This window comes from Streptomyces sp. AV19 (assembly GCF_015999245.1).
GTDB lineage: Bacteria > Actinomycetota > Actinomycetes > Streptomycetales > Streptomycetaceae > Streptomyces.
The window spans coordinates 144953-171236 of the sequence record NZ_JAEAMR010000016.1; the positions used below are offsets into that span (position 1 = coordinate 144953).

The following is a 26284-nucleotide window of genomic DNA, read 5'->3' on the forward strand; positions in this document are numbered from 1 at the left end:
GCCCGGCTGCGCCCCTTTGGGCCGGACCCCCTCAGTCCCCCGGCGTACGGCTCGCCTCCCAGCCCGCGCGCCGCGCAGCCCGGGCGAAGACGACCGCGTCGGTCACGGCCGCCCCGCCCGGGTCGTTGTTGAAGTACGCGTACACCGTGGCCGTGCCGGGCCAGGCGTCCGCCACCCGCCCCGCCCACGTGGCGAGCGCCTGCCGCCCGTAGCGGGGCCAGGGCGCGGCGCGGCCGTGGTGGAAGCGGAGGTATCCCCAGTCCGCCGTGCGCCACAGCGGCGTCACGGGACGGGACTCGGCGTCCGCCCAGCACAGCGCCGCGCCGCGGTGTTCGAGCACGGCGCGCACCTCGTCCGTCCACCAGGACGGGTGCCGGGGTTCGACGGCCACGCGGGTGCCGGCCGGGAAGCGGGCGAGCGCGGCGTCCAGGGACGCCGCGTCGGCGCGCAGGGTGGGCGGCAGCTGGAGCAGGACGGGGCCGAGCCGGTCGCCGAGGCCCGAGGCGTGGCGCATCAGCCGTTCGACGGGTTCGGCGGGGTCGTGGAGGCGCTTGATGTGGGTGAGGTAGCGAGAGGCCTTGACGGCCATCACGAAGCCGGCGGGGGTGCGGTCGCGCCAGGCGGCGAAGTTCTCCGGGGAGGGCAGCCGGTAGAAGGCGTTGTTGTTCTCCACGGTCGCGAAGTGGCGGGCGTACTCCTCCAGCCACAGCCGCTGCGGCAGGTCGTCCGGGTAGAGACCGCCGCGCCAGTCGGCGTACTGCCAACCCGAGGTTCCGACGAGCAGGGGCATGGACGATCTGTGCCCCGTGGTGGCGGCTGCCTCACCATGGGGGTCGTGAACTGCGTCTTCTGTGCGATCGCGGCGGGCGAGCTGCCCGGCCACCGGGTGCTCGAGGACCCGGTGGCCGTGGCGTTCCTGGACGCCCGGCCGCTCTTCCCTGGCCATGTGCTGGTCGTGCCGCGCCGGCACGTGGAGACCCTCACCGACCTGCCCGAGGCGGACGTGGGGCCGTTCTTCGCCCGCGTACGGCGCGTGGCCGGGGCCGTGGAGCGCGGGATGGCGGCGGCCGGCTCGCTCGTCGCGGCGAACAACCGGGTCAGCCAGTCCGTGCCCCACTTCCACGTCCACGTCGTGCCGCGCAACCGCAAGGACGGGCTGCGGGGCTTCCTCTGGCCGCGCACCCGCTACCCGTCGGACGAGGCGGCGGCCGCGGTGGCGGCCCGGATCCGGGAGGCGCTGGAGTCCCCGCCCGGCTGAGCGGCTCCACCGGTTGGAGCCGTCCGGCCGGGGTCGGCATAGTGGAAGAGGAGGGGCTTCTGCCGTCTTCCGGGCTCCCGGTCCGGGGCCGGAGGTGGACCATGCGATTCGACGACCGAGTGGACGCCGGCCGCCGCCTGGCGGCGCGGCTGGCGCACCTGCGCGGCGAGCACCCCGTCGTGCTCGGCCTCCCCCGCGGCGGCGTGCCCGTCGCCTTCCAGGTCGCCCACGCGCTGGGCGCTCCCCTGGACGTGATCATCGTCCGGAAGCTCGGCGTGCCCTACCACCGCGAGCTGGGCTTCGGCGCCCTCGGGGAGGGCGGGGTGCGGGTGGTGCGCGACGACATCATGCGGATGAGCCGGGTGGACGAGGACGATCTCGCGGAGGTGCAGCGCGACGAGCAGGTCCAGCTGGAGCGGCAGGCGGAGAAGTTCCGCGGCGGCCGGTCGCGGATCCCGCTGGAGGGCCGGACGGTGATCGTCGTGGACGACGGCATCGCGACGGGCTCCACCGCCTCCGCCGCGTGCAAGGTGGCCCGGGCCCAGGGCGCGGACCGTGTCGTCCTGGCGGTGCCGGTGGCGTCACCGGACGCGGTCGAGGCGCTGCGGAGCGAGGCGGACGAGCTGGTGTACCTCGACGCGCCACCGCTCTTCTCCGCCGTGGGCGAGTGGTACCGGGACTTCTCCCAGACCGAGGACGACGAGGTCGTCGCCCTGCTGAACCGCGACACCACCGCGTCGGAGCACCCCGCCGCCCACCACATCCACGCGGCCACGCCGGTCGGCCTGCCGGTGGACGGGCGCCGGGTCACACTCGACGGCGACCTGACGATGCCGCCGGGCGCCCCCGCCGTCGTGATCTTCGCCCACGGCAGCGGCAGCAGCCGCCACAGCCCGCGCAACCGCGCGGTGGCCGCCACGCTCAACCGCGCGGGGCTGGGCACCCTGCTCTTCGACCTGCTCACGGACGAGGAGGCGCAGGACCGGGCGAAGGTCTTCGCCGTCGAGTTCCTCGCCGGCCGGCTCACCGAGGTGACGGACTTCCTGCGCCGCGAGTCCGTCCCGCTGTGCTACTTCGGCGCGAGCACCGGCGCCGCGGCCGCCCTGTGGGCCGCCGCGGACGCGGGCGAGGGCGGCGTCTCCTCCGTCGTCTCGCGCGGCGGCCGCCCGGACCTGGCCGCGGACCGCCTCGCGCGGGTGCGGGCGCCCACGCTCCTGCTCGTCGGCGGCCTCGACCGGACCGTCCTCGACCTCAACCGGCAGGCGGCCGCGCGGCTGGACTGCGAGAACCGGCTGGTCGTCGTGGACGGCGCGACCCACCTCTTCGAGGAGCCGGGCGCGCTGGAGACGGTGGCGGAGCTGGCCTGCGAATGGTTCACCGAGCACCTGCCGTGACGTGTCCCCGGCGTCTCAGCTCTCGAAGAACTCCCGCACCACCCTCTCGGCCGCCTCGTCCGCCGCCGCGACGGGCGACAGCTCGCTGAGCGTGTCCAGGTCGGTGTCCTCGCTGAGCTCCGCCTCCCAGGCGGCGGCCAGCTGCTCCTGCCGCTCACGCGGCTGCGTCCGCACCTTCTCCCGGCTTGCGGGGCTGAGCGAGGCGAGGAAGCGGGTGAGTTCGTCGTCGGCGGGCATGGGGGCCTTTCGGAGGTGGTGGGGTGGTTCACCGGTAGGTGTTCCAGGGAGGGGGCCGGGGTGCGCGGGGCGGGCCCGGGCGTCACCCGGACGGGGGATGCTGCGGGCGACCGCGTCCCGTCCGTACCGTCGTCCGAAGAGGCGAGGAGCCAAAATGATCGCGGCGTTATCGTGACCGCATGGACGAGAACAGGGCGCTCCGGGTCGTGGACGCTTTGCGGCAGCGCGGGACGAACGCCCATCTGGCCCGCGAGGGCGTCTACCGGATCGGTGTGCGCGTCGTCCTGGGCGACGGGCGCGAGGCCGTCTGGGACACCGACGGCACCGCCGCTCTGGAGGCCCAGGTCATACGGGACGGGATCCTGGTCGGCTACGTGCCGTCCATCGAGGGCTCCGAGGACTTCGATCTCGACCGGACCGTCGACGCGATCGCCCGGGCCGACTACGCCCGGCCGGTCGCCCGTGAACGGCCCACCGCTCCGCCGCCGTCCGCCCCGCTGCCTCGGGAGGGCGGTCTCTTCCGCCGCTTTCTCGGGGGCTTCCGCGAGCGCTGACCCCGCCTCGCGCCGGCCTATCGCGCCTGACCGGCCGGGGAGTTGACGCAGCCCCGCACGGTGGCGACCAGGGCCTCCTCCACGGAGTCGGTCTCTTCCGTCAGCACCCGGCAGGGGGCGGGGTCGAGGAAGAGCTCGCGGGTCAGCAGCGTCTCCAGGGATCCGAGGTGCAGACCGGCCTCCCGGCGGCGGACGGCGTGGACGACGCCGGTCGCGCGCAGACCCGCCCGGAGCAGTGGTGGGGGCAGACGGTGCACCGGGCGCGGGCGCCCGGCCGCTCGCGCGAGGCGGCCCAACAGGGTTGCCCAGGGGAGGTTCTCGTCCACCACCGGGTATACGCCCGTCGCCCTCCGCTCGAGCGCTCCCACTGCCGCGCGGGCCACGGTACGGGCGGTGACCACCGCCGTTCCGCCCGGTGGTGCCGCCAGGGGCCAGGGCGAGCGCAGCCACGGGACCAATGGTGACAACAGCGGGGTGCGGCCCGGAGCGCAGCCGAAGACGAAGGGGATTTCGAGGACGGCGGTCGCCACCCCGGCGTCGGCGGTCCGCAAGGCGGCACGGGCCTGCTCGACCCTGCTGCGGATGTAGGGATGCCCGGCCGCCAGCCCCAGTTCGGGCCACTGCCGGTGGAAAGCCGTGAAGTAGGAGCCGAGCACGACGGCCCGGGTGCAGCCCGCCCGCACGGCACCCGTCACCAGCCGGGCCACCGGCGTGACGTTGCCGGCCTCGAAGTACGGGTACGCGGGCGCGGGCGGGACGGCGCGGTCGTCCACGCCTGCCGCGAAGACCACACCGTCGTGTCCCCGGAGCAGGCCCGCCGGATCGGCGCAGGTACGGATGTCGTCGGTGCGGACCACGACGCGGCCGTTGCGCTCCGCGACGGGGCTCGGCCGGCGGGCCAGAACGGTCACCCGGTGCCCGCGTTCGAGCAGTTCTGTCACCACGTGGTGGCCCAGCAGTCCCGTACCGCCGACGACAAGGATCCGGAGCGCCATGTTTTCTCCTTACGGTGAAGCGATGTTCCATGACAGCGCGACGCAGCTTCGCATCAACGGCCGTACCGGCGAAGGCAACGCCCGGCCATTCGCCGACGATTCCGTGTTCGCCTTCCCCCGGCCGCACCACCCATTGGTGTGCAGTGCGCCATTGGTGTGCAGTGCGGGCCGTCTCGGTCCACCCCCTGCACCGGCCCCCTAGCGTGAGGAGTTGTGATGCCTTCACGTCGCCGGTTCGCCGGCCTGTGCTCCGGCGGTGCGCTCGGCGCGCTGACCGCGCTGACCCTGGGCGGCGGGGGCGACAGGGCGTGGGCAACTGCCGCTGCCCGGACCCGTTTCCGCGCCATCGTCGTGGGCTCGGGCTTCGGCGGTTCGGTGGCGGCACTGCGGCTGGGCGAGGCCGGGGTGGACACGCTGGTGCTGGAGCGCGGTCAGGAATGGCGGACCAGCCCGACGCGTGCGGTCTTCGGCTCCCAGGAACGCGTCCGCGGATCGATGTTCTGGTTCCGCTCCGTCGCCCGCTGGCCGGGCGTTCTGCCCGTCCCGGTCCGGCCGCAACCGGGGCTGGCCGAGGTGTCGGAGCAGCCGCATCTCGACATCCTGTGCGCCGCGGCGGTCGGCGGCGGCTCCGTCATGTACACCGGGGCCACCGTCGCGCCGTCCCGGCCCTCCTTCGCGTCGCTCTATCCCCCGCGGCTGTCCTACGACGAGTTCGCGACCCGCTGGTTCCCCCGTGCCGTGGCCGGACTGGGCGCGACCGTGATGCCGCCGGACATCTACGCCTCGCCGCCCTTCACCCATTCCCGGCTGTGGGACCGGCAGATGCGACGCGCGGGGCACGTGCCCGCGCCCGCGCTGTCCACCTTCGACTGGGACGTGCTGCGGGAGGAACTGCGCGGCAGGGTCCGTCCCTCGGCGATCGCGGGCGAAACGGACTTCGGCTGCTCGAACGGAGCCAAGAAGTCCCTCACGCGTTCCTACCTGCCCCGGGCGCTGAGCACCGGTCACGTCCAGCTCAGACCGCTGCACGAGGTCCGCGCGATCCGCCCGCGGCGCCATGGCGGTTACGCCCTGGAGGTACGCAGGCTCACCCCGTCCGGCACCGTCGTCGGCACCGACGAGTACACCTGCGACCTCCTCTTCCTGTGCTCGGGCACGCTGAACACCAACCGCCTTCTCGTGGCGGCCCGGGACCGCGGTGACCTCCCCGGCCTGCCGGCCGCCGTCGGCACCGGCTTCGGTACCAACGGCGACCAGATCGGCGTCCGTTCCACGCTCCTGGACCGCACCGGACCGTCCCAGGGAGCCCCGTGCGCCTCCACGTACTTCTCCCCCCGTGCCTACCTTCAGCCGGCCCGGGTCGAAAACTGGCAGTGGCTGGGAGCGCACGGACTCCCCCTGCTGTTCACGCTCCTGCTCACCGTCGACCACGACCACCGCGGCCGGTTCGTCCACCACCCCGGCGACGACCGGGCCCGGCTCGCGGACTGGACCCCGGCCAAGCAACAGCCCTCCGCCCACACGCTTGCCCAGTACCAGGCGGACGTGCTGTCCGCCAACCCCGGCCTCGTCACGGTCGCGCTGAACTACCCCGCCCCCTTCACCGCCCATCCCCTGGGCGGCTGCGTCATCGGCCGCTGCACCGACCTCGAGGGCCGGGTCGAGGGCATGCCGGGCCTGTACGTGCTGGACGGTTCGCTGATCCCCGGCAACGTGGGCGGCGCCAACCCCTCCCTGATGATCACGGCTCTCGCGGAGCGGGCCATGGCCGGGATCGTTGCCGCGGGCGGTTAGGGCGGGAGGGGCAGCGGTTCCGGCCGCGGCCACTGCTCATCGGTCAGGTCGAGCCGCCTCGTCACCGCCAGGGTGGCCACGAGGTCTCCGATGTCCAGGTTCTTCCTGGTCGATGAACATCTGCCGGAGACCTCACTTACCTCACGGTCACGACACGCCCGTCACACCGGACTTCGAGGCAGACCCCCGGGTACCTGGTGCCGAGGCGTGACCGATGAGCACGAGCATCAGAGTGGGGCGAGGCGGGCCTTGAGCAGGCAGAACTCATTGCCTTCGGGGTCGGCCAGGACATGCCACTGTTCCTCCCCTGTCTGGCCGATGTCGGCCGGGCGCGCACCGAGCTTCAGAAGGCGTTCGAGCTCGGCGTCCTGATCGCGGTCGGTGGCGTTGACATCGATGTGCAGCCGGGATTTCCCCTTTTCCGGCTCGTCCCTGCGACTGAGGAAGATCGTCGGCTGCGGACCGCCGAACCCTTCGCGCGGCCCGATCTCCATCGAGCCGTCGTCCTCGCGGTCGAGCACGACGAAGTCCAGGACCTCGCACCAGAACCGCGCCAGCGCCTCGGGGTCGCGGCAACCGAGCACGAGCTCACCGATACGACATGCCATGACGAAACCTGCTCTCAGCCCGGGAACTGCCGGGAAAGCAGCCCACGAACCCCATGGGCTCCCCGGCGGTGAAACCAACCCCGTGACCGTACCGAACGAGGTGAGCACGAGCGAATGATTTCAGGGCCGGCCCTGCCCGGGCAGCCGGGCAAGGCCGTTGGCCACGCAGTGGAGAAGCCGACTGCTCGGCGGCGGACGCCGGTGGGTCGACAAGCGGCAGCATCGCGAGGGCTGTGAGGAGCGCTGTCGCCGACAACGCCCACCCCTTCCAGAGCGCCATGGAGCAGTGGCAGCAGAGCCGGGCCGCCCGGGGCGCCGGGCAGGAGTAAGGATCTCTGCCTGCTTCGGCTGGGCCCAGGAAGCTGTGCGCAGCGGTGGCGCTGCCGCCTCCTCCTGCCGCACCCGCCACTTCACCAAGGCGCCCCGGCCGGCGAAGCTGCCGCGGGTTCCCGCAAAGGGCGAAGGACTGTGGCCCGGCCAGGAGTCGACTCTGACTCCGGGGCCAAAAGGACGGAGGGGGCCATTCGGCCCATGGCACCGCCTCGTACGATCGCTCATGATCGAGGCAGCGCCGCAGCGGCGCCGACCGTGACAGGAGGGGCAGTGGAACAGGCGAGGGTCTTCTCCCGGGAGGAGCCGGTCCGGGTGTTCCTCCTGGACGATCACGAGGTGGTCCGGCGCGGCATCCAGGACCTCCTGGACGCGGAGGACGACATCACGGTCGTCGGCGAGGCGGGCACCATCGAGCAGGCCCTCGCCCGGGGTCCGGCGCTGCGTCCCGACGTGGCCGTGCTGGACGTGCGGCTGCCCGACGGCGACGGCATCACCGTCTGCCGGGAGCTGCGCTCGCGCATGCCGCAGCTCGCCTGTCTGATGCTCACCTCCTTCGACGACGACGATGCGCTGCTCGACGCGATCATGGCGGGGGCGGCGGGGTACGTGCTCAAGCAGATCAAGGGCTCCGATCTGGTCGCGGCCATCCGCACGGTCGCCTCCGGCCAGTCCATGCTCGATCCGGCCACGACCGCGCGCCTGATGAGCAGCCTGCGCGGGGAGGAGGACGAGCAGCCGGCGGACGAGCGCCTCGCCGGGCTGTCGCCCCGGGAGCGGGACATCCTGGCGCTGATCGGCGAGGGCATGACGAACCGTCAGATCGGGCACCGTCTCTACCTCTCCGAGAAGACGGTCAAGAACCATATCTCCCGGCTGCTGGCCAAGCTGGGCGTCGAGCGCCGCATCCAGGCGGCCGTGATCGCCTCGGAGGCGGCCCGCGCCGGCGGATGAGCCGGGGTGATCAGCCGCCGTCCCAGGTCCAGTCGGCGACCTCCGGCAGGTCGGTGCCGTGTTCGCGGATCCACGTGTGGTGGCGGGTGCGGACGTCGGCCATCGCCTGCCGCACCCGCGCCGCGCGGACGGCGAGGCCGGGGACTCGGTCGATGACGTCCATGACGAGCCGGTAGCGGTCGAGGTCGTTGCGGACGACCATGTCGAACGGTGTGGTCGTCGTGCCCGATTCCTTGTAGCCGCGCACGTGCAACTGCGCGTGGACGGCCCGCCGGTAGGCGAGGCGGTGGATCAGCCAGGGGTAGCCGTGGTAGGCGAAGACGACCGGCCGGTCCCGGGTGAACAGTGCGTCGAACTCGTGGTCCGGCATACCGTGCGGGTGTTCCTCCCGGGGCATCAGGCGTGTCATGTCGACGACGTTGACGACGCGCAGGGCCAGGCCGGGCAGGTGCCGCCGGATCAACTGGGCGGCGGCCAGGGCTTCTTGGGTCGGCACGTCGCCCGCGCAGGCGAGGACGGCGTCAGGCTCGCGTGTGCCGTCCTCCGTGCCCGCCCATTCCCAGATGCCGGCGCCCCGGGCGCAGTGGGCGCGGGCCTCCTGCATGCCGAGCCAGTCGAAGCAGGGCTGCTTGCCGGCGACGATCACGTTGACGTAGTCGCGGCTGCGCAGGGCGTGGTCGGCGACGGAGAGCAGGGTGTTGGCGTCCGGGGGGAGGTAGACGCGGACGACTTCGGGGCTCTTGTTGAGGATGTGGTCGACGAAGCCGGGGTCCTGGTGGGAGAAGCCGTTGTGGTCCTGGCGCCAGACGTGCGAGGTGAGGAGGTAGTTGAGGGAGGCGACGGGCCGGCGCCAGGGCAGGGTGCGGGAGACCTTGAGCCACTTGATGTGCTGGTTGACCATGGAGTCGACGATGTGGACGAACGCCTCGTAGCTGGAGAAGAGTCCGTGCCGCCCGGTGAGGAGGTAGCCCTCCAGCCAGCCCTGGCAGAGGTGTTCGGAGAGCACCTCCATCACGCGGCCGTGCCGGCCCAGGTGTTCGTCGACCGGCAGGACGTCGGCCTGCCAGGCCTTGTCGGTGACGGAGAGGACGGCGTCGAGCCGGTTGGAGGCGGTCTCGTCGGGACCGACGAGGCGGAAGTCGCGGCGGTCCTCGGTGGCGGCCATGACGTCGGCCAGCAGTCCGCCGAGGGCGCGGGTGGGTTCGTGCAGGGCGGCGCCCGGCCTGTCGACGGCGACCGCGTGCCGTTCCGGCGGCGGCAGGGGCAGCGCGCGCAGGAGCAGGCCACCGTTGGCGTGCGGGGTGGCGCCCAGCCGCCGGGGTCCTTCGGGGACGCGGGCCAGGACCTCGGGTACGGGCCTGCCGCCGGCGTCGAAGAGCTCCTCGGGGCGGTACGAGCGCAGCCACTGCTCCAGTTGGCGCAGGTGCTCGGGGTTGGTCCGCACGCCTGCCAGCGGGACCTGGTGGGCGCGCCAGGTGCCTTCGACGGGCAGGCCGTCGACTTCATGCGGGCCGGTCCAGCCCTTGGGGGTGCGCAGCACGATCACGGGCCAGGAGGGCCGGTCGGTGATGCCGTCGGCGCGGGCCGTGCGGCGGATGGCGTCGATGTGGTCGAGGGCCGTGTCCAGGGCGGCGGCCAGGGCCCGGTGCACCTGGGCCGGGTCGTCGCCGGTGACGTGCAGGGGGTGGTGGCCGTAGCCGTGCAGCAGGCGGTCGAGCTCGTGCTCGGGGAGGCGGGCCAGGACCGTCGGGTTGGCGATCTTGTAGCCGTTGAGGTGCAGGATCGGCAGGACGGCGCCGTCGTGGACGGGGTCGAGGAACTTGTTCGAGTGCCAGGAGGCGGCCAGCGGCCCGGTCTCGGCCTCGCCGTCCCCGATGACGCAGGCCACGAGCAGGTCCGGGTTGTCGAACGCGGCCCCGTAGGCGTGGGCCAGCGCGTACCCCAGCTCCCCGCCCTCGTGGATCGACCCGGGCGTCTCGGGCGCCACATGACTGGGCACTCCGCCGGGGAAGGAGAACTGCCGGAACAAGCGCGCCATGCCGTCCGCGTCACGCGTCACGTCCGGGTACGTCTCGGTGTAGCTGCCCTCCAGCCACGCGTTGGCCAGCACGGCCGGCCCGCCGTGCCCCGGCCCCCACACGCACAACGCGTCCAGGCCACGGGCGCGGATCACCCGGTTGAGGTGGGTGTACACGAGGTTGAGCCCGGGTGAGGTCCCCCAGTGGCCCAGCAGCCGGGGCTTGACGTGCTCCGGCCGGAGGGGCTCTCTCAGCAGGGCGTTGCCGAGAAGGTAGATCTGCCCGACGGCCAGGTAGTTCGCGGCGCGCCAGTGGGCGTCCAGGGCGGACAGTTCCTCGTCGGGGAGGTCGGCCATGGATCCCACGGTTCCACGGGGCGGGTGTGCCCGCCACGGGGCGGGTGCGGTTCGGGCGAAGCCCGCGCATCCGCCATCGCGGACGGGGTAACCGTGCTCCATGCGCGAGAAGCTGATCTCCTGGGACCGGTCGCTGTTCGAGCTGGTCGCCGCGCGGCACTGGCCGGGCGGGGACCGGGTGCTGCCGCTGCTGTCCCACAGCGCCGACCACGGGCTGCTGTGGTTCGGGGTGGCGGGCGCGGCCGCTCTGGCGGGCGGGCCGGGGGCCGGACGGGCGGCGGTGCGCGGGGTGGCCTCGCTGGCACTGGCGTCCGCGACGGTGAACACGCTGGGCAAGCGGGCGGTGCGGCGCGGGCGTCCGATACTGGACGTCGTGCCGGTGATACGGCGGCTGAGCAGGCAGCCGTTCACCACCTCCTTCCCCTCCGGCCATTCCGCCTCGGCGGCGGCCTTCGCGACCGGGGTGGCGCTGGAGCGACCGGGCTGGGGGCCGGCGCTGGCCCCGCTCGCCTTCTCGGTCTGCTTCTCCCGGGTCTACACCGGGGTGCACTACCCGGGCGACGTGCTGGCCGGCGCGGCGCTGGGCGCGGGCGCCGCGCTCGCCGTACGGGCGCTCGTGCCCGCCCGGGAGCCGTCCGTCCCGTCGGCCCGGCCGCGCGCCGACGCCCCCGCGCTGCCGGACGGCCGGGGCCTGGTCGTGGTGGCCAGCGCCACCGCCGGGCAGCGGCTGACGGTCCGCGACGACCCGGGCGCCGAGGTGCGCGCCGAGCTGCCGCTGGCCGAGGTGGTCCCCTGCGGCCCGGCCGGCTCGCTCCCGGACGCGCTGGAGAAGGCCGCCGTGCGCGCGGCCGAACTGGGCGGGGCGCTGGGGGCGTTCGGTGGTGACGGCACGGTCAACGCGGCGGCCCGCGCGGCCGTCCGCCACCGGCTCCCCCTGGCCGTGCTGCCCGGCGGCACCTACAACCACTTCGCCCGCGACTTGGGCATCACGTCGGTGGCGGACGCCGCGCGGGCGGTGCGGGCGGGCCGGGCGGTCGCGGTGGACGTGGGCCGCTTCGGCGACGACGGGCGCTTCGACGGGCTCTTCCTCAACACTTTCAGCATCGGCTCATACCCGGAGCTGGTGCGCGTCCGGGAGCGCTGGGCGCCGCGCGTCGGCGCCTTCCCCGCGGGGGTGGCCGCCGCGCTGCACGTCCTGCGGACCGCCGAGCCGGTGCGCCTGCGGGTCGACGGCCGCCGCCGGGACGTGTGGTCCCTGGTCGCCGGCAACTGCGCCTACCGGGGCCTGGGCCCCACCCCCTTGCGGCGGCACAGCCTGGCGGACGGCGTCCTGGAGGTCCGCATGATCCTCTCCGGCCGCCTGGCCCGCACCCGCCTGCTGGCCGCCGCCCTGACCGGGGTCCTCAAGCACTCCCCCGTCCTGCGCGCCTCCCGGGTGCGCGGCCTGCGCGTCGACGGCCTCGTCCCCGGCACGCATCTGTCCTTCGACGGGGAAGTCGCCCCGGCTCCGGCGTCGGTGACGCTGACGAAGGAGAGGCAGGCGCTGGTCGTCTACCGGCCGCGCTGAACCGCTGCGTCGACATGGACGCGGCCCAGGACGGCCAGGTCCTCCCCGGACAGGTGCAGGGCGCCGGCGGCCACGTTGGCGGCCAGGTGGGCGAGGTCGCCGGTACCGGGGATGGCCAGCACGTGCGGGCCTTGGTGGAGCGTCCACGCCAAGCGCACCTGTGCCGGGCTCACGCCGTGCTTGCGGGCGACGGCGAGAACCTCATCGTGCTCGGTGACACCCGCTCTGCCCGCAGAGCGCCTGGTGCCGGCGAGCGCGAAGAACGGCACGTAGGCGACGCGCTGTTCGCCGCAGAGGCGCACGAACTCGTCCTGCTCAGGGCGCCCCAGGCCGTACTCGTTCTGCACACAGACGACCGGGGCGATCGCTTGCGCCCGGGCGAGTTGCTCCGGGACGACGTTGGACAGGCCCAGGTGGCGGACGAGTCCGGCCTCGCGGAGTTCGGCCAGCACGCCGAAGTGCTCGTCGACCGGCCCGGCATCGAAGACACGCAGGTTCACCAGGTCGAGGTGGTCACGGCCCAGCTGCCGCAGGTTCTCCTCGACCTGACCGCGCAGTTCCCCGGACGCGGCCCGGGTCATCCACTGCCCCGAGGCGTCGCGACGCGGTCCGACCTTGGTGGCGATGACCAGGCCGTCGGGGTAGGGGGCCAGGGCCCGGTTGATCAGTTCGTTGGCCGAGCGCAGTGAGGAGAAGGAGAAGTCGGCCGTGTCGATGTGGTTGACGCCGAGCTCAACGGCGCGGCGCAGTACGGCGATTGCCTCGTCACGGTCGCGTGGTACGGCGTCGGGTGCGAACGCGGTGCCGGTCTGCGGCAGGCGCAACGCACCGTATCCGACCCGGTTGACCTCCAGGTCGCCGAGTCTCCAGGTGCCGGATGCCGCTGCGGTGATCGTCCCGGAAGTCATGCGCATTATCCCCACCACGTCCCGCGGCCGCTCCCGCCGCCCGTCCTGTTCCGGCCACACCCTTCCCGCCAGGCGCACAACACCCTGCGTGCGCCCTGGTAATGGAAAGCGCGCCCCTTACCGACCGGCAGATCACCTGCTCTAATCAAGCCAGTCGTCGTCATCCGGCCACATCATGAGCACGGCCGAGCACGAACGGGGGCATGGTCATGTGTCCTGCCGCACCCGGGCAACCGCCCGGCCCTCCGATACCCGGCTCCTCTCCCCCTCCCGACCCGCCGGACAGACCTCCGGCACCCTCGCGTCCGCTGATCGAGCACCACGCCGGGCCTCCCGGCGGCACCGCGACGCGCTATCTGTGCGCGGCCGCCCACCTGGACCGGGCGTTCCGGGACGCCGTCATCACCGAGCTGGTCGAGCACCCGCACCGGGTTCCCGCTCCCTCGCCCGGCACGGATCTGGTGCGGGTGCTCCACGAGTGCCTGCGGGCGCGCCGCGCGCCCTTCCTGGCCGGGCTGGCGATCCTCGCCGTGCTGGCGGCCGGCGCCCTCTGGGGAAGCTGGAGCGCAACGCTGCTGGTTCTGCTGACGGTTGTGCTGCTGCGGCTCACGGGGGCCGGCAGCGATGCGACGGCCGTCGCCCTGCCCGACGAAGTCGCGCACGTCCGGTCGTTTCCGGGACGCGTCGTGCAGTTCGTCGGCCAGATGGTCGCGGTCTTCCTCCTGACCTCCGTTCTGGTGTCCGTCTGGGTGCCCGTCGAGGGCGGCCTCACCGTCTTCGAGCGCGAGGTGCTCGCGCGCCTCCCGGCCGACGTCGCCTCCGTCGTCGCCGCGCCCGGACCGGGCGCCTACGTCACCCTCCTGACCCTGCTGTGGCTGATCGGTGTCGTCCGGCGCTACCGGGTGCTCGGCCTGCTCGGCGACCGGAAGGGGCCGCTGTCCGGTTCCGCCCCGGCCCCCGGCACCCGCGTCCCGTCCCTCCGGCGGGTCTACTCCGCGCTGCGCAGCCAGCAGGACGGCCCCGAGCTGCTGTACCGCGACCGGGCGCCGCTGATCGGCCTGGGGCTGCCGCTGGAGGGCTGGTCGATCGCCCTGGAGCTCGTCCCCGCCAAGGATCCCGCCGAGGACCCCGCCGAGGACCCCGCCAAGGACGAGGACGGCGGGCCCCTGGCGCCCGACCCGGTCGACGCCGCCGTCCTGCACCGGGCGATCACCACCGCGGTCCTCGACCTCGGCCGGGGCCCCGGGTACCCGGGGGACGCCCTGCACCGGCTGACCGTCGGCGACCGGGTGTTCCGTCCCGGCATGCGCCGGGGACCGGCCGGCGCCTGGCTCGGCGGGATGTCGGTGCGGACGCCCGGCGGCTCCGTCACGCTGGACGAGCGCTGGGCCAGGGCCCTGGAGCTGTACGGGCACGAGAGGCTGCGGCACTTCCTGGCGATCCGCGTCGGCAGCTGGCAGGAGGACGTCGTCACCACCGTCCTCATGCGGGCCACCACCCAGGGCGGCGTGCTGCACCTGGAGTGGCAGCCCTACCTGCTGCCGCCGACCGCCCTCGCCTACCGCGCGGTGGACTCCTTCGCACCCGCCGACCCGCTGGTCGACGGACTGACGGTGATGGGGCAGGCGGCCTGGGGGCTGGGCCGGGACATGGGCGCCGCCCTCGGCCAGGTCCTCGACACCCTGGGGTCCGCCGTCCGGGCGGCGCACAACCGCTGCCACTACCGCCGGCTGGTGCGCTGCGGCTACGACGTCGACCACGCCCCGACCGTGAGCGTGCGCGAGCTCGGCGCGGAGACGCAGTTCCGACACGTCTTCCAGGAGTTCGACGTGGACCGCTTCCTGAGCACGCTGTGGGTGCGCACGCAGACCGCGGTGCACAAGGAGCTCAAGCAACGCGGCTACGACGTCAGCGAGTTCGAGCAGCAGGCGCAGCACATCGTCAACAACATCACCAACGGTGTGCAGATCAACGGCGGTACGCAGAACGGCCCCGTCACCGGAGGCCCGGGCGCCCGGACCCGGGTCACGGCACCTCGGCCGCGCGTGGGCCGGTCCCGCACCACCTGACCGCCAACGAGCAGGCGCGCCAACCACATTGAGGAGGAAGCATGACACGCGACCCGAACACGTCCCACGTCCAAGGAGTGCAGATCAACGGCGGTACGCAGAACGGCCCCGTCACGGGAGGCCCGGGGGCACAGACGGTCGTCCACTACGGGCCCTCCGGTCTGCCGCCGGCCCAGGAAGGACTCCTGCGCGCGATAGCGGCCCTGCGCGCCGAACTGGCCGAACGCCCTCGGGGGGTGGACGACGTCACGGCACAGGGCGCCGAAATCGCGCTGGACGAGGCCGAGTCGGAGGCCCGCAGGAAACAGCCCCGCCCGGGCGTGCTGCGCCTGCGCGTCGCCGGCATCGCCACCGCGCTCGGGCACGTCCGGGAGCTGGCCTCCGGTGTATCGGCGGTCCACGGCGCCTTCGAGAGCTTCCTCTCCTCCTGACCGGCCGTTACATCCGGCGCCCCGCCAGCGGGATCCGCCAGACGAGCAACGTCCCGCCCCCGCCCCGCGTCTCCACGGACAGCGCGCCCCCGTGCCGCTCCGCCCGCTCGGCGAGGTTGCGCAGGCCGCTGCGGCGTCCGGTGCCGGCGGGCATGCCCACGCCGTCGTCGGCGACGGTCAGCACCAGGTCCTGCCCGTCGTTGACGACGGCGACGTCCACGGCCCCGGCCCGCGCGTGCCGGGCCGTGTTCGTCAGCGCCTCGCCGAGGACGGCCACCGCGTCGTCCACCGCCTCGCGCGGCACCTGGGTGTCCAGGAGTCCCTCCATGCGCAGGCTGGGGGCGAAGCCGAGGGCGGTGCCGGCCTCGGCGACGGCGCGGACGACGCGGGTGCGCAGGCCGTGCTGGGGGGCGGTGTCGCGGGAGCGGAGGCCGAAGATGGTGGAGCGGATGATCTTTATGGTCTCGTCGAGGTCGTCGACCGCCCGCTGGACGCGTTCGGCGGCCTCGGGGTGGTCGATGAAGCGGTCGGCGCTCTGCAGGGTCATGCCGGTGGCGAAGAGCCGCTGGATGGCGAGGTCGTGGAGGTCGCGGGCGATGCGGTCGCGGTCCTCCAGCAGGGCCAACTGCTCGGTGTCGGAGCGGCGTTCGGCGAGCTCCATCGCCAGGCCGGTCTGTCCGGCGAAGGCGAGCAGCGGCTCGGTCTCGCGCTCGGAGAACTCCGCCCCGCCGGCGGCCCGGGCGAGCAGGAGCACGCCGTGGACCGCGTCGCCGGAGGTGACGGGCACGGCCACGGAGGGGCCGGCGGGCGCCTCGGCGGCGATACGGGCCCGGGCCGCGCGGCCTTCGGTGAACGCCCGTCCGCTCAGGGTGCCCTCCAGGGGCAGCATCGCGCCCCGCGGGGGCTCGGCGCCGGTGGCCGCCTCGACGGCCAGGGCCGTGCCGTCGGCCTCCGGCAGGGTGAAGACGGCGAGTTCGGCGCCCGCGATCCCCCGGGCCAGCCGGGTGATGCGGTCGGTCACTTCGGCGCGGGGGCTGCCGGACATCAGGGCGGTGGTCACCTGCGCGCTCGCCCGCAGCCAGCGCTCGCGGCGCATGGCCTCCTCGTAGAGGCGCGCGTTGTCGATGGCGACTCCGGCGGCGACGGCGAGGGTGGCCAGGACCTCCTCGTCCTCGTCCTCGAAGTCCACTCCCCCGCGCTTCTCGGTCAGATAGAGGTTGCCGAAGACGTGGTCGCGGACGCGGATCGGCACCCCGAGGAAGGTGTTCATCGGCGGGTGGTTCGGCGGGAAGCCGTACGAGGCGGCGTGCTCGCAGATCTTCGGCAGCCGCAACGGCTCGGGGTGGCTGATCAGTTCACCGAGGATGCCGTGGCCGGACGGGTACGGGCCGATCGCCTCGATCTGATCGTCCGTCAGCCCGACGGTGAGGAACTGCGACAGCGTCCGCCCGTCCGGCCCGATCACGCCGAGGGCGCCGTAGCGGGCGTCGACCAGGACGACGGCCGCCTCGATGATGCCGCGCAGCACCTGCTCCAGTTCGAGGCCGCGCCCGACGGACAGGACGGCCTCCAGCAGGTTGTGGACGCGGTCGCGGGTGCCGCGGGCGGCTTCGAGCCGGGCTTGGACCTCGTCCAGCAGTTCGTCCAGCCTCAGTTGCGGCAGCCGTACTGCGCCGGCCCCGGTGTTCTCCACGCCGTTCCTCGCCCCTCACGCCCGGCCCGGGCGGTCCTTCCGCCCGTCCGACACCGTATCGCCGCCGGTCAGGGCCGCGTGCGGCGGGGCCGTCCGGCCTGCCGGGGCAGGGGTTACCGCTGGTTGGGCAGGACCTTCCCGGTCAGCGACGCCGCCAGCGGCGCCGGGCGCGGGAGCCCGGCCCAGAAGCCGCACCGGTGGCCGGCGTCGAAGTCGTCCCGGGGGGCGACCGCGTCCGGGGCCAGCGAGAGCGGACGGTACGGCTCGGGGCCCGTCGCCGCCCATCCGCCGCCGGGGTCGCCGGTGGCGGCGAAGCGGGACCAGAAGCCCATCATGGCGTCGGAGAGCCGCAGTTGGGCCTCGTTCAGGTGCAGCTCTCCGGTCACCCGGTAGTCGAAAAGGTAGGGGGTTTCGGCCCCGTGGTAGGCGCCGAGGGGGAAGTCGGGTGTGCGGGCGTAGAGGTTGGGCGCGTTGCGGTCGGCGAACTCGTAGGCGAACACCTGGCCGGGTGTCGCGGTGGCGAGCCCGCGCACCGCCTCCCGGGTGGGACAGGCGACGAGGTAGTCCCCGTACACGGCGGCGAACGCGAGACGGTAGTCGCCGCCGTACGCCGGGCCCGGGTAGCGCGCGGCGACCTGCGGCGCGCTCGTCCCGAACAGACCGGCGAGGACGAGGGGGTAGGTGACCGCGTTGAGGGGGACGCCCCGGGCTTCCACGGCGGCGGCGCCGATGGTCCCCTCGTCCAGCGTGTTACCGGCCAGCACCGGCACCTTGGCGTGCTCGCCCGCGGCGATGGCCTCGCCCGGGGGCCTGGGGAGGACGGGCGTGCCCGAGACCTGCCACCAGGGGACGGCGCCGGGCGTGGGCACCTTCAGCAGGCCGGCGGCCGGCTTGCCGCGCAGGCAGGCCACGACGGTCCCGGCGGAGCCGACACAGCCCGCGCCGGTCGCGAACGCCGTGCCGGAGGACTCGGCCTCGGCGAGGGGACGGGCCGCCACACCGCAGGGGCCACTGTGCACGAGGGCGCGCGCGAAGAGCCCGCGTGATCCGGGGGCCACCAGATGGGCGCAGACGCTCAGGCCGCCGGACGACAGGCCGCCGGCGGTGACGTTCGCGGGATTCCCGCCGAACGCCGCCGCGTTCGCCCTGGTCCAGCGGAGGGCCGCCTGCTGGTCCAGCAGACCGTAGTCACCGGATCCGGTCTCCGGATCCTCGGCGTCCAGTCCGGGGTGGGCGAGGTAACCGAAGGCGCCCAGGCGGTAGTTGGCGGTGACGACGACCATGTCGCCGGCCCGGGCGAGCCGGGAGGCGTCGTAGTTCGCCGCGCTCCCGGCGACGAACGCCCCGCCGTGGAACCACACCAGCACCGGCTTGCCGCTCCCGCCCTCCGGCGGCGTGAAGACGTTCAGGTAGAGACAGTCCTCATGGGTGCTCTCGCGCGTACCCAGCTCGGCGCGGGCCTGCTGGGCGCACTCCGGCGCGGGTCCGGTCGCGTCCCGGACGCCGGACCAGGGCGCCACCGCCCCCGGCGGCCGCCACCGCCGCTCCCCCACCGGCGGCGCGGCGAACGGCACCCCGAGGAAGGCCCGCCCCCGCTCGGTGACCAGGCCGCGCACCGGCCCCGCGTCCGTGGTGACGACCGCGGGGTCCCGCGGCGCCCGGGCCCCCGCCGGCGCCGGAGCGGCACCGAGGAGCGCGAGCAGGGCGAGGAGCAGGGGGACGAGCAGCCTGCGCGAGGTGGCCATGACCGATGTCTACCCGTGCGGGGGCGGGGCTCGCGGGGGCCGGACGGGGCACATGCGGTCGGCCGTTCACCGGCGGGTGCTCCCGGGCCGCAGGCAGGCCCCCTCGTCGAGCCGGGTGCGGTTGAAGCGTCGACCTTGCCATTGGCCTGGGGGCGGTGCTTGCCGACCGCGCCGGACCCGACCAGGGCCGGCCTCGTCGTCCCGGAGGGCATCGGCGCCGCGCCGCAGCCGGCCGTCACCCGAAGCCGCGGCCACCGCACGGGCGTTGAGGCCGCCGACGAGAGCGGCACCGGCGGCCGCCGTCACGACCGCCCGTCGGCCGGGCGTCATCGCGTCCCGCCCGGTGCGGGGCAGGTGACGTCGGTGACGGGCAGGGCTCCGCCGCCCAGGTACCCGGCCACCGCCCGGTCGGCGCACGGCACCGCCGTCCGGCCCTCGGCGCCGCGCCCGAAGACGCCGTGCGAGCGGATGTCCGCCGTCACCAGGCGGGATCCCCGCAGCTTCCGGTGCAGGGCGAGTGCCCCGTCGTAGGGGACGTTGTTGTCCCTGCGGGCCTGGAGCATGAGCACGGGCACGTCGTTGCCGATCCGGACGGCGGGTTCCCGGGACGTGGTCCGCCAGAACGCGCAGGGAGCGGTCATGTCGTTGACGAGCGGTCCGAAGACGGGCTGGTCACCTCGGCTGCGCTCCATATTCCGCCAGTACGTCTCCGGGTTACGGGGCCAGCCGCCCGCCGGCCAGCCGGCGTCCCCGCACATGAAGACGGCTCCGCCGGTCATCGAGTCGGCGACGTCGGGCGAGTCGAGGAAGTCCAGCATGCCGGCGAGTTCCGGATTGGGCTCGGCCTCCTTGCCTGCCGCCGCGTCGGTCAGGGTTCGTACCGTACGGGCGAGGGCCGCGCCGTCCTCCTGGTGCTGCACGAACTGCCGCAGGAACAGGCGCAGCAGCGGTGCGCCGAGCCGGGTGCCGTCGATGGCGACGGGCCGGCGCTCGGCGCCGTCGAGCAGTTTCCGCACGGTGGCACGCACCTCGGGGCCGGTGCGGCCGAGCCGGTAGGTGCCGGCATGCCGGGCGGTCCAGGCCGCCCACTCGTCCAGCCCTTCCTCCAGCGGCCGGCCCGCCCGCCGGAACAGCTCGTACTGGGTGGCGTCGGGGTCGGTGGAGGAGTCGAGGACGATGCGGCCGGCCCGCCGGGGGAACATCTGGGTGTAGACGGCGCCCAGGTCGGCGCCGTAGGAGACCCCGTAGTACGACAGCTTCCGCTCGCCGAGCGCGGCGCGGATGGCGTCCATGTCGCGGGCGACGTTGCGGGACGAGGCGTGCGGCAGGAGGGCCGCGTTGTCGCCGTGCCGGGCGCAGCGCAGGGCCGTCGACCGGGAGCGTCGCACGCTGTCCTCGAAGTCCAGGCGGGGGGATGTCGTCGTGCGGGGCCGCTCGGGAGCGCCCGCCGGATCGCATCGGACCGGGGTGCTCCCGCCGAGAAAACGCGGGTCGAATCCGATCAGGTCGTACTGATCGGCCACCTCCTTCAACGTCGCGCGCAGCCCCACCGTGGTGGCCAGCCCCGGCCCTCCCGGCCCGCCGGGATTCGACAGCAGGATGCCCCGCCGGTGCGCCCGGTCCTTGGCCTTGACGCGGGAGACCGCGATGCGGATGGTACGGCCGCCGGGGTCGGCGTAGTCGAGGGGAACCGTCAACTGGGCGCACTCCGCACCGGCTTCGACGAGTTCCTTCTGCGCCTGGGGGCAGGGGCCCCACGTCAGGGCGGCGGAGGGCGTGACGGGCTGTGCTGCGGCGGGGACGGCACCGGCGAGAAGGCTGCCGATGCCGAGTCCGGCCGCGATCAGGGACGTGATGCGCATGTGGTTCCTAGGGCGGAGGTGACGGACCGTCCGACCGTAAGAAGCAACGCGGCCGAGGGCCATCCGGCCAACTGCATGCGGAAGAGGGGGATTTCCCCATGGACGCCGCCCGGGGTCCCGAGGCGGACAGCACTGAGGAGGAGGCCAGGCATCCGCGCTCCGGCGGGGCAGCGGGCTGCCGCTGGGGGGAGCGATCGGCGAACACCACTCCTCCCCCACCGCCATGGCGAAGAAGCGAGCAGCCCTGCCCACAGCCCCGACGTCGTCGAACTCGAGTCAGGGGCGTCGCCGACGATGGCGTGTGCGGCGTCCGTGGGCAGCAGCGGCCGCCAAGACGCCCCGCTCGACCAGCAGGCATACGGTCTCGGCGCCAAGGCCGCCAAGGCCGCCGAGGCCGCCGGTGACGAGGTGCGTGAGCTGACGCGGCATCAGGTCGCGGTCACTCGTCCCGACCGGGACGGTCCCCCTGCCGCGCCAGAGGGGTGGCAGCCCAGCCGTGTTCCAGCAAAGCGAACAAGTCGCGCATGGTCCGGGCCGGATCTTCGCTCACGCGGGCGATGCCCGGGGCTTCCAGGGCGAAGCGTGCCAGGCCGGTGACGGCAGGAGCGTCCGGGGCGAGCCCGGTGGCCTCGGCGAGGGCGGCGGCCAGTGCCGTCTCGTGGCGCGACCACATGCGCCGGGCGTAGTCCCGCAGTGCGGGGGTGGATTCGACGAGGACGAAGGTGGGGTCGTCGGTCCGCACGACGGTACGGGTGTGCACCATGTGGTCCCGCAGGGCGTGCAGCGCTGGCTGCCCGGGGGCGCGGTCGCGAACGGCGGCGACCAGGGCGTCCTCGATGTCCGCGTCCAGGTCGAAGACGAGGGCTTCCTTGCTGGGGAAGTGCTTGAAGAGCGTGCTCAGCGAGACGTCGGCCGCCTCCGCCACCTCGCGTACACCGACGTTGTCGAAGCCGCGCTCGGTGAACAGCCGCACTGCGGCGTCCGTCAGGGCCTGCCTCGTCCGGGCCTTCTTGCGTTCACGGCGTCCTGTCGTTGTCTCGGCCATGCCCCCACCCTACCCACTTGAGGGGACTCGATCACAAAGACCATCCGATCAAAAGTCGGAGCAGTTGTACTTTTGGAACTACTGTGCTTCTGTGAGCGAGGGACGCCCGACGGGCAGCCATGCCCAACCAGGCGACATCACAAGGCACAAGCACCCCCTTCCACCATCGAACGGAGCGTGACCCTCGTGTCCACCACCCCTCGCATCGCGATCGTCGGCGCCGGTCTCGGCGGCCTCGTCTGCGCGCGCGTCCTGCAGCAGCACGGCGTGCCGGTCACGGTCTTCGAGCGTGAGACCGACCCCAACTCCCGCTCGCAGGGCGGCACTCTCGATATCGACGAAGGCACCGGCCAGGTCGCTCTGCGCGCAGCCGGTCTGTTCGACCGGTTCCTCGCCCTGTCCCGGCCCGAGGGCCAGGAGTGGCGCCTGTACGACCGTCACGCGACCCTGATGCGCCACGACCGGGCCGGCGAGGGCGATCTGAGCAGGTCCGAGATCGACCGCGGCCAGTTGCGCGCGCTCCTGCTGGACTCCCTCGTCCCCGGCACGGTCCGCTGGGGCCACGCCGCAAGGGCCGTCACCCCACTGCCCCACGGCGCCGCCCGCCTGCACCACCACGACCGCGCCGACGAGGACTTCGACCTGGTCATCGGCGCCGACGGCGCCTGGTCCCGGGTACGTCCCGCACTCTCCGACGCCCAGCCCTCCTACGCCGGCGTCACGTTGGTGGAAGCCCACTTCGACGATGTCGACCACCGTCACCCCCGCATTGCCCGCCTGGTCGGACGCGGCACCATGTCGGCCAAGGCGGGCCGCCGCAGCCTGGCGCTGCAGCGCAACAGCAACGGACACGTCCGCGCCTACATCACCTTCCGCGGCCCCCAGGACTGGCACGCCGGCCTCGACCTCGCGGACACCGAAGCCGTACGTGCGCGCCTCCTCGCCCAGTACCGGGGCTGGCACGAGAGCCTGCTGGACATCCTGCGCGACAACGAGGGCGGTTTCATCAACCGGCCCATGTTCGTCCTCCCCGTTGCCCACTCCTGGCAGCGCGTCCCCGGCATCACCCTGCTCGGTGACGCCGCCCACCTGATGCCGCCCGCCGGCCTCGGCGCCAACCTCGCCCTGCTCGACGGCGTCGAACTCGCCCGAGCCGTCATCGACCACTCCACCGTCGACGCGGCCCTCGACGCCTACGAAAGCGTCATGCTGCCCCGCGCCACCGACAACGCGAAGACCGCCCTGCAGATGCTCACCAGCCTCATACCTGACGCCGACTCGGACGACGCGGCCTTCCCCGACAGCCTCTGGCCGGCCGACGCCCTCCCTAACCGCGCCCCGCCCGCACCGGCTGAGCCCGGTCGGCAAAGGACACCGCCCGAGGGCACATAACACTTTCGCTGTCGACCGACGGCTCACCGGAAGGCGTGAACCGACGGGGAACGACGGCTGCTTCAGCGCTCCTCCGGGCGTTGCTGTCCGGACTCCGGGGGCAGCTCCAGCGTGGCCCGGGCGCCGCCGTCCGGCGGGTTCTCGTACGTCACCCGGGCGCCCAGCACCTGCGCCTGTCCGGCGACGATCGTCAGGCCCAGGCCCGTGCCTCGCCCGCGGGCCCCGGTGTGGAACCGGCGCGGGCCCTCGGCCAGCAGGTCGTCGGGGAAGCCGGGGCCGTGGTCGCGTACCCGCAGGGCCGGTGCGTCCACTTCCAGGACGATGGGTGGGGCGCCGTGCCGCCGGGCGTTGTTGACCAGGTTGGTGAGGATGCGCTCGACCCGGCGGGGGTCTGTCTCCACGATCGCGTCGGCGCAGACCCGGACCTCCACATCGTCCGGAGGTGTGGTGCCGTCGGACGACGATGTGCCCCGCGCCGCGGCGGCCGCCCGGCGGGCCAGGGAGCTCAGCTGCACTTCCTCGTAGCGCGCCTGCTCGACGCCCGGGACGTCCAGGCGGGCCACCTCCAGGACGTCCTCGACCAGGAGGCGCAGCTGGTCAACTCCCTTCCTGACCAGGTCGGCCGGGCGGCCGGGAGGCAGCAGGCCGGCGGCGGTCACCAGTCCGGCCACCGGGGTGCGCAGCTCGTGGGCGACGTCGGCGGTGACGCGCCGTTCGGCCTCCAGGCGGGAGCTCAGGGCGTCGGCCATGGTGTCGACGGCAGCGCCCAGCTCGGCGATCTGGTCCGTGCCCGTGGGCCGGACCCGGGCGGTCAGGTCGCCGTCCGCGATCCGCCGGGCGGTGCGCGCGGAGGCGCCGATGCGCCGTCCCGCCCATGCCGCGACCGCGACGCCCAGCACGCAGCCGAACGCCGTCGCACCGGCGCCTGCGCCGATCAGCACTCGTTCCAGATCCGCTTGGGTCTCGGCCTGCGGGGCGTAGGAGCGGCGTACGGCGACGATGTCGTCGCCGCTGCGGGCGGCGGCCCACATCACCGGTTCCCGGCCGCCGCCGGGGGACTGGAGGTACGTCGCCCGTACCGGGCGGTCGGTGACCGCCTTGCGCAGGGCGGCCGGCAGCTCCCGGGGGTTGACGAGCGCGTCGCTGTCGATGCCGACGGCATGGTCGTCCAAAGCCCGGAGGAGCTGGGCGTCGGCCGCGCGGGCGGCCTGCCGCTGCTGGTCCTCGGTGGTGCGCTGGTGCACCAGGAATCCGATGAGCGTGGCGATGATCGCGGCGGTCCCGGCGACGACCAGGGCGGTCTTGGTCCGCAGTCCGATGCGGGCCATGATGCGCGCCGGCGAGAGGAAGGCGAGGGGCCGTGCGCCCCGGCTGGTGGACACGGTCAGCGCTCCGGGATCGGCAGGCGGACCTCGCGGAGCTCGGCCGCCTGGTCGGGTGGAAGCCGGGAGGACCGGATGCCGGCACGGGTGTAGTAGGCCACGTTCTCGTAGTCCTCCAGACCGCTGAGCTCGACCGTGGCCGGATAGCCGGACTCCGAGCATGCGTCCGTGGGGCACCACAGACCGCTCACCCGGCCCGTGGCGGTGGCCTTCGCGCCGCCCCAGGACTGCCAGCGCAGCTGGAAGAGCGAGGTGTGCTCGGTGACGCCGAACGACGTGGGGCGCCGCAGTGGGCGGCCCATCGCGTCGGAGACGTAGACCGGACCGGCGACCTCCCGGGTACGGCTCGGGGCCGGGCCCTCGACGTGCAGCCGGTCGGGACTGCCGCAGCCGGTGACGCCCACGGCCGTCAGCGCCAGCACAAGCGAGAAGACGGCAGCGGCTGTGGTGCTGCGCATCGCGAGCCTTTCGTATCGGCCGTATCGGCATCGGAAGGTGGCCCGCGGAGATGCGGCCTCCAGGTCCCCAGAATCATACGTTCCGGAAATCACGGGCATTTCTCTCGGCACAGCGGCCACAGCGGCGCGGTGCGGATACAAAGAGGAGGCGACCTCCCGCCTGCGGCTGAGCCTGTTTCCGCCGGCCATCTCGGCCACGCGTTGGTCGTGACGCAGCACGGCCAGGTCGATCACCGCGATCCTCCCGGGGGGCAGGATCCGCCGCCTGGACCGCATCACCTTCAGGTGGTCACCGCAGCGGATCGGCGAGGGCGTCGCGGTGAATCGGCAGGAACTGCCGATGACTTGGGAAGCCCTGGCAGAGGCGGCAGCCGTCGGCCACGGTGTGAAGGCGGCGGCCGTCTTCTCGACGAGCCACTCGACGCCGAAAAGCTCGGCATCACGGCGGCCTGCGCCCGCTGCGCGCCCCGGACGCGCCTGAGCCGGACGAGGAAGTCGACGGCGCCCTGGGCTGACAGGTCCGGCCGACGTCATCCGGAGATCGATCGGCGGCTGCCACGAGGATCAGGACCACGCACGGTACAGCCGCCGGTCACCGCCCGATCCTCAGTCCGGGCGGACGAAGCCGGACTCGTACGCCGCGATGACCGCCTGCGTGCGGTCCCGTGCGCCAAGTTTCGCCGGCACGGAGCTCACGTGCGACTTGACGGTCTCGGTCCCCGCTCGGAGCGCGCCCTCGCTCCCGTTTCTTTCTGCTGAGCGCGTCGGGGGTTAGCCCTACCTGGAGCAGGGCGGGTAACAGGATCGCCCCGAATGATCGCCTCCGGACATGCTTGGGACGGGCCCATACCGCCGATCTCCCCACCATTTCCCAGGAGTTGACTCGTGCGTGAGCAGCCAGGACAGAAACCTCGTTCTCCCAGATGGCAGCGGGGCGGCCGGCGCAGAGCCGTGATGACCGCGGCCACGGTGGCCGCCGGCGTGATGACCATCGGCGCCCTGGCACCATCGACGGCATCCGCAACATCGGCGGCCTCCACCGCCCGGCCGGACTCCGTCCAGCAGGGGCTGGACGCGCTGGTGCGTGATGGCGGACCGCCCGGTGCGCTGGCGAGCGTCAAGGAGCGTGACGGCCGCACCCGTTCCTACGCCGCGGGGGTCGGTGACCTGGCCACCGGCGCGAAGGTGCCGAGGGACGGTCAGGTGCGGATCGGCAGCAACACCAAGACGTTCA

At 73.6% G+C, this 26284-nt stretch carries 21 protein-coding genes and 2 pseudogenes; 10 read left to right on the plus strand and 13 right to left on the minus strand.

The window, feature by feature from the left end; all coding sequences use genetic code 11:
• Positions 1-31: 31 nt before the first annotated feature.
• Positions 32-790: a DUF72 domain-containing protein gene (locus I5Q34_RS25145; RefSeq protein WP_199894686.1), complete on the minus strand. Its 759-nt coding sequence runs from the start codon at positions 788-790 to the stop codon at positions 32-34.
• A gap of 45 nt (positions 791-835) precedes the next feature.
• Here I5Q34_RS25145 and I5Q34_RS25150 point away from each other — a divergent pair, with 45 nt between their 5' ends.
• Positions 836-1258 carry an HIT family protein gene (locus I5Q34_RS25150; RefSeq protein ID WP_374193056.1) on the plus strand — a complete coding sequence of 141 codons (423 nt, stop codon included), beginning with the start codon at positions 836-838 and terminating at the stop codon, positions 1256-1258.
• Between the two features lie 101 nt (positions 1259-1359).
• Positions 1360-2652 carry a phosphoribosyltransferase family protein gene (locus I5Q34_RS25155; RefSeq protein ID WP_199894688.1) on the plus strand — a complete coding sequence of 431 codons (1293 nt, stop codon included), beginning with the start codon at positions 1360-1362 and terminating at the stop codon, positions 2650-2652.
• 15 nt (positions 2653-2667) lie between these two features.
• Here I5Q34_RS25155 and I5Q34_RS25160 read toward each other — a convergent pair whose 3' ends face one another.
• Positions 2668-2889: a hypothetical protein gene (locus tag I5Q34_RS25160; RefSeq protein ID WP_199894689.1), complete on the minus strand. Its 222-nt coding sequence runs from the start codon at positions 2887-2889 to the stop codon at positions 2668-2670.
• Between the two features lie 179 nt (positions 2890-3068).
• Here I5Q34_RS25160 and I5Q34_RS25165 point away from each other — a divergent pair, with 179 nt between their 5' ends.
• Positions 3069-3443, plus strand: coding sequence for a hypothetical protein (locus tag I5Q34_RS25165; RefSeq protein WP_199894690.1), 375 nt, complete (start codon positions 3069-3071; stop codon positions 3441-3443).
• 17 nt (positions 3444-3460) lie between these two features.
• Here I5Q34_RS25165 and I5Q34_RS25170 read toward each other — a convergent pair whose 3' ends face one another.
• The gene (locus tag I5Q34_RS25170) at positions 3461-4438 is read right to left on the minus strand and encodes an NAD(P)H-binding protein (protein ID WP_199894691.1); all 978 of its coding nucleotides are present in this window, start codon (positions 4436-4438) and stop codon (positions 3461-3463) included.
• A gap of 216 nt (positions 4439-4654) precedes the next feature.
• Between I5Q34_RS25170 and I5Q34_RS25175 the strand changes: the two genes are divergently transcribed.
• On the plus strand, positions 4655-6232 hold the full coding sequence (locus tag I5Q34_RS25175; protein ID WP_199894692.1) for a GMC oxidoreductase: 1578 nt from the start codon (positions 4655-4657) through the stop codon (positions 6230-6232).
• 227 nt (positions 6233-6459) lie between these two features.
• Here I5Q34_RS25175 and I5Q34_RS25180 read toward each other — a convergent pair whose 3' ends face one another.
• Complete coding sequence (locus tag I5Q34_RS25180) at positions 6460-6840, minus strand: VOC family protein (protein ID WP_199894717.1); 381 nt, start codon at positions 6838-6840, stop codon at positions 6460-6462.
• Positions 6841-7443: 603 nt separating this feature from the next.
• On the opposite strand from I5Q34_RS25180, the gene I5Q34_RS25185 reads away from it, so the two are divergent.
• Positions 7444-8124 (plus strand): response regulator transcription factor, encoded by a 681-nt coding sequence (locus tag I5Q34_RS25185; RefSeq protein WP_199894693.1) that lies wholly within the window; start codon positions 7444-7446, stop codon positions 8122-8124.
• Between the two features lie 10 nt (positions 8125-8134).
• On the opposite strand, the gene I5Q34_RS25190 is transcribed toward I5Q34_RS25185, so the two are convergent.
• Positions 8135-10498, minus strand: a complete 2364-nt coding sequence (locus tag I5Q34_RS25190; RefSeq protein ID WP_199894694.1) for a phosphoketolase — start codon at positions 10496-10498, stop codon at positions 8135-8137.
• A 100-nt stretch (positions 10499-10598) separates the two neighbouring features.
• On the opposite strand from I5Q34_RS25190, the gene I5Q34_RS25195 reads away from it, so the two are divergent.
• Positions 10599-12065 carry a bifunctional phosphatase PAP2/diacylglycerol kinase family protein gene (locus I5Q34_RS25195; RefSeq protein WP_199894695.1) on the plus strand — a complete coding sequence of 489 codons (1467 nt, stop codon included), beginning with the start codon at positions 10599-10601 and terminating at the stop codon, positions 12063-12065.
• On the opposite strand, the gene I5Q34_RS25200 is transcribed toward I5Q34_RS25195, so the two are convergent.
• Entirely contained in the window at positions 12050-12973 is a 924-nt protein-coding gene (locus I5Q34_RS25200; RefSeq protein WP_199894696.1) for an oxidoreductase, read from the minus strand. The genes I5Q34_RS25195 and I5Q34_RS25200 overlap by 16 nt on opposite strands.
• Positions 12974-13176: 203 nt before the next feature.
• On the opposite strand from I5Q34_RS25200, the gene I5Q34_RS25205 reads away from it, so the two are divergent.
• Both I5Q34_RS25205 and I5Q34_RS25210 read left to right on the plus strand, forming a co-directional pair.
• The gene (locus tag I5Q34_RS25205; RefSeq protein ID WP_199894697.1) at positions 13177-15042 is read left to right on the plus strand and encodes a hypothetical protein; all 1866 of its coding nucleotides are present in this window, start codon (positions 13177-13179) and stop codon (positions 15040-15042) included.
• A 41-nt stretch (positions 15043-15083) separates the two neighbouring features.
• Positions 15084-15473 (plus strand): DUF5955 family protein, encoded by a 390-nt coding sequence (locus tag I5Q34_RS25210; protein ID WP_199894698.1) that lies wholly within the window; start codon positions 15084-15086, stop codon positions 15471-15473.
• A 7-nt stretch (positions 15474-15480) separates the two neighbouring features.
• On the opposite strand, the gene I5Q34_RS25215 is transcribed toward I5Q34_RS25210, so the two are convergent.
• The 4 genes from I5Q34_RS25215 to I5Q34_RS25230 form a co-directional block, all read right to left on the minus strand.
• Positions 15481-17166 (minus strand): GAF domain-containing protein, encoded by a 1686-nt coding sequence (locus I5Q34_RS25215; RefSeq protein WP_199894699.1) that lies wholly within the window; start codon positions 17164-17166, stop codon positions 15481-15483.
• A gap of 113 nt (positions 17167-17279) precedes the next feature.
• Positions 17280-18911, minus strand: a complete 1632-nt coding sequence (locus I5Q34_RS25220; RefSeq protein WP_199894700.1) for a carboxylesterase/lipase family protein — start codon at positions 18909-18911, stop codon at positions 17280-17282.
• Between the two features lie 326 nt (positions 18912-19237).
• Positions 19238-20773, minus strand: coding sequence for an alpha/beta hydrolase (locus tag I5Q34_RS25225; RefSeq protein WP_199894701.1), 1536 nt, complete (start codon positions 20771-20773; stop codon positions 19238-19240).
• Between the two features lie 439 nt (positions 20774-21212).
• Positions 21213-21818 carry a TetR/AcrR family transcriptional regulator gene (locus tag I5Q34_RS25230; RefSeq protein ID WP_199894702.1) on the minus strand — a complete coding sequence of 202 codons (606 nt, stop codon included), beginning with the start codon at positions 21816-21818 and terminating at the stop codon, positions 21213-21215.
• 186 nt (positions 21819-22004) lie between these two features.
• Between I5Q34_RS25230 and I5Q34_RS25235 the strand changes: the two genes are divergently transcribed.
• Positions 22005-23210: an NAD(P)/FAD-dependent oxidoreductase gene (locus tag I5Q34_RS25235; RefSeq protein WP_199894703.1), complete on the plus strand. Its 1206-nt coding sequence runs from the start codon at positions 22005-22007 to the stop codon at positions 23208-23210.
• Between the two features lie 62 nt (positions 23211-23272).
• Here I5Q34_RS25235 and I5Q34_RS25240 read toward each other — a convergent pair whose 3' ends face one another.
• The 3 genes and pseudogenes from I5Q34_RS25240 to I5Q34_RS25250 all read right to left on the minus strand — a co-directional run.
• Positions 23273-24592, minus strand: coding sequence for a HAMP domain-containing sensor histidine kinase (locus tag I5Q34_RS25240; protein WP_277965447.1), 1320 nt, complete (start codon positions 24590-24592; stop codon positions 23273-23275).
• Positions 24593-24594: 2 nt separating this feature from the next.
• Positions 24595-25050 (minus strand): hypothetical protein, encoded by a 456-nt coding sequence (locus I5Q34_RS25245; protein WP_199894704.1) that lies wholly within the window; start codon positions 25048-25050, stop codon positions 24595-24597.
• 606 nt (positions 25051-25656) lie between these two features.
• Positions 25657-25779: pseudogene (locus I5Q34_RS25250) on the minus strand (LuxR C-terminal-related transcriptional regulator); the annotation flags it as partial.
• 222 nt (positions 25780-26001) lie between these two features.
• On the opposite strand from I5Q34_RS25250, the pseudogene I5Q34_RS25255 reads away from it, so the two are divergent.
• Positions 26002-26284 (plus strand): annotated as a pseudogene (locus tag I5Q34_RS25255) (serine hydrolase); the annotation flags it as partial.

Excerpts from the sequence above, each read along its gene's own strand:
- I5Q34_RS25145 (WP_199894686.1), bottom strand. The coding sequence starts at position 790 with ATGCCCCTGCTCGTCGGAACCTCGGGTTGGCAGTACGCCGACTGGCGC.
- I5Q34_RS25155 (WP_199894688.1), top strand. The coding sequence starts at position 1,360 with ATGCGATTCGACGACCGAGTGGACGCCGGCCGCCGCCTGGCGGCGCGG.
- I5Q34_RS25160 (WP_199894689.1), bottom strand. The coding sequence starts at position 2,889 with ATGCCCGCCGACGACGAACTCACCCGCTTCCTCGCCTCGCTCAGCCCC.
- I5Q34_RS25165 (WP_199894690.1), top strand. The coding sequence starts at position 3,069 with ATGGACGAGAACAGGGCGCTCCGGGTCGTGGACGCTTTGCGGCAGCGC.
- I5Q34_RS25170 (WP_199894691.1), bottom strand. The coding sequence starts at position 4,438 with ATGGCGCTCCGGATCCTTGTCGTCGGCGGTACGGGACTGCTGGGCCAC.
- I5Q34_RS25175 (WP_199894692.1), top strand. The coding sequence starts at position 4,655 with ATGCCTTCACGTCGCCGGTTCGCCGGCCTGTGCTCCGGCGGTGCGCTC.
- I5Q34_RS25180 (WP_199894717.1), bottom strand. The coding sequence starts at position 6,840 with ATGGCATGTCGTATCGGTGAGCTCGTGCTCGGTTGCCGCGACCCCGAG.
- I5Q34_RS25190 (WP_199894694.1), bottom strand. The coding sequence starts at position 10,498 with ATGGCCGACCTCCCCGACGAGGAACTGTCCGCCCTGGACGCCCACTGG.
- I5Q34_RS25195 (WP_199894695.1), top strand. The coding sequence starts at position 10,599 with ATGCGCGAGAAGCTGATCTCCTGGGACCGGTCGCTGTTCGAGCTGGTC.
- I5Q34_RS25200 (WP_199894696.1), bottom strand. The coding sequence starts at position 12,973 with ATGACTTCCGGGACGATCACCGCAGCGGCATCCGGCACCTGGAGACTC.
- I5Q34_RS25205 (WP_199894697.1), top strand. The coding sequence starts at position 13,177 with ATGGTCATGTGTCCTGCCGCACCCGGGCAACCGCCCGGCCCTCCGATA.
- I5Q34_RS25210 (WP_199894698.1), top strand. The coding sequence starts at position 15,084 with ATGACACGCGACCCGAACACGTCCCACGTCCAAGGAGTGCAGATCAAC.
- I5Q34_RS25220 (WP_199894700.1), bottom strand. The coding sequence starts at position 18,911 with ATGGCCACCTCGCGCAGGCTGCTCGTCCCCCTGCTCCTCGCCCTGCTC.
- I5Q34_RS25225 (WP_199894701.1), bottom strand. The coding sequence starts at position 20,773 with ATGCGCATCACGTCCCTGATCGCGGCCGGACTCGGCATCGGCAGCCTT.
- I5Q34_RS25230 (WP_199894702.1), bottom strand. The coding sequence starts at position 21,818 with ATGGCCGAGACAACGACAGGACGCCGTGAACGCAAGAAGGCCCGGACG.
- I5Q34_RS25245 (WP_199894704.1), bottom strand. The coding sequence starts at position 25,050 with ATGCGCAGCACCACAGCCGCTGCCGTCTTCTCGCTTGTGCTGGCGCTG.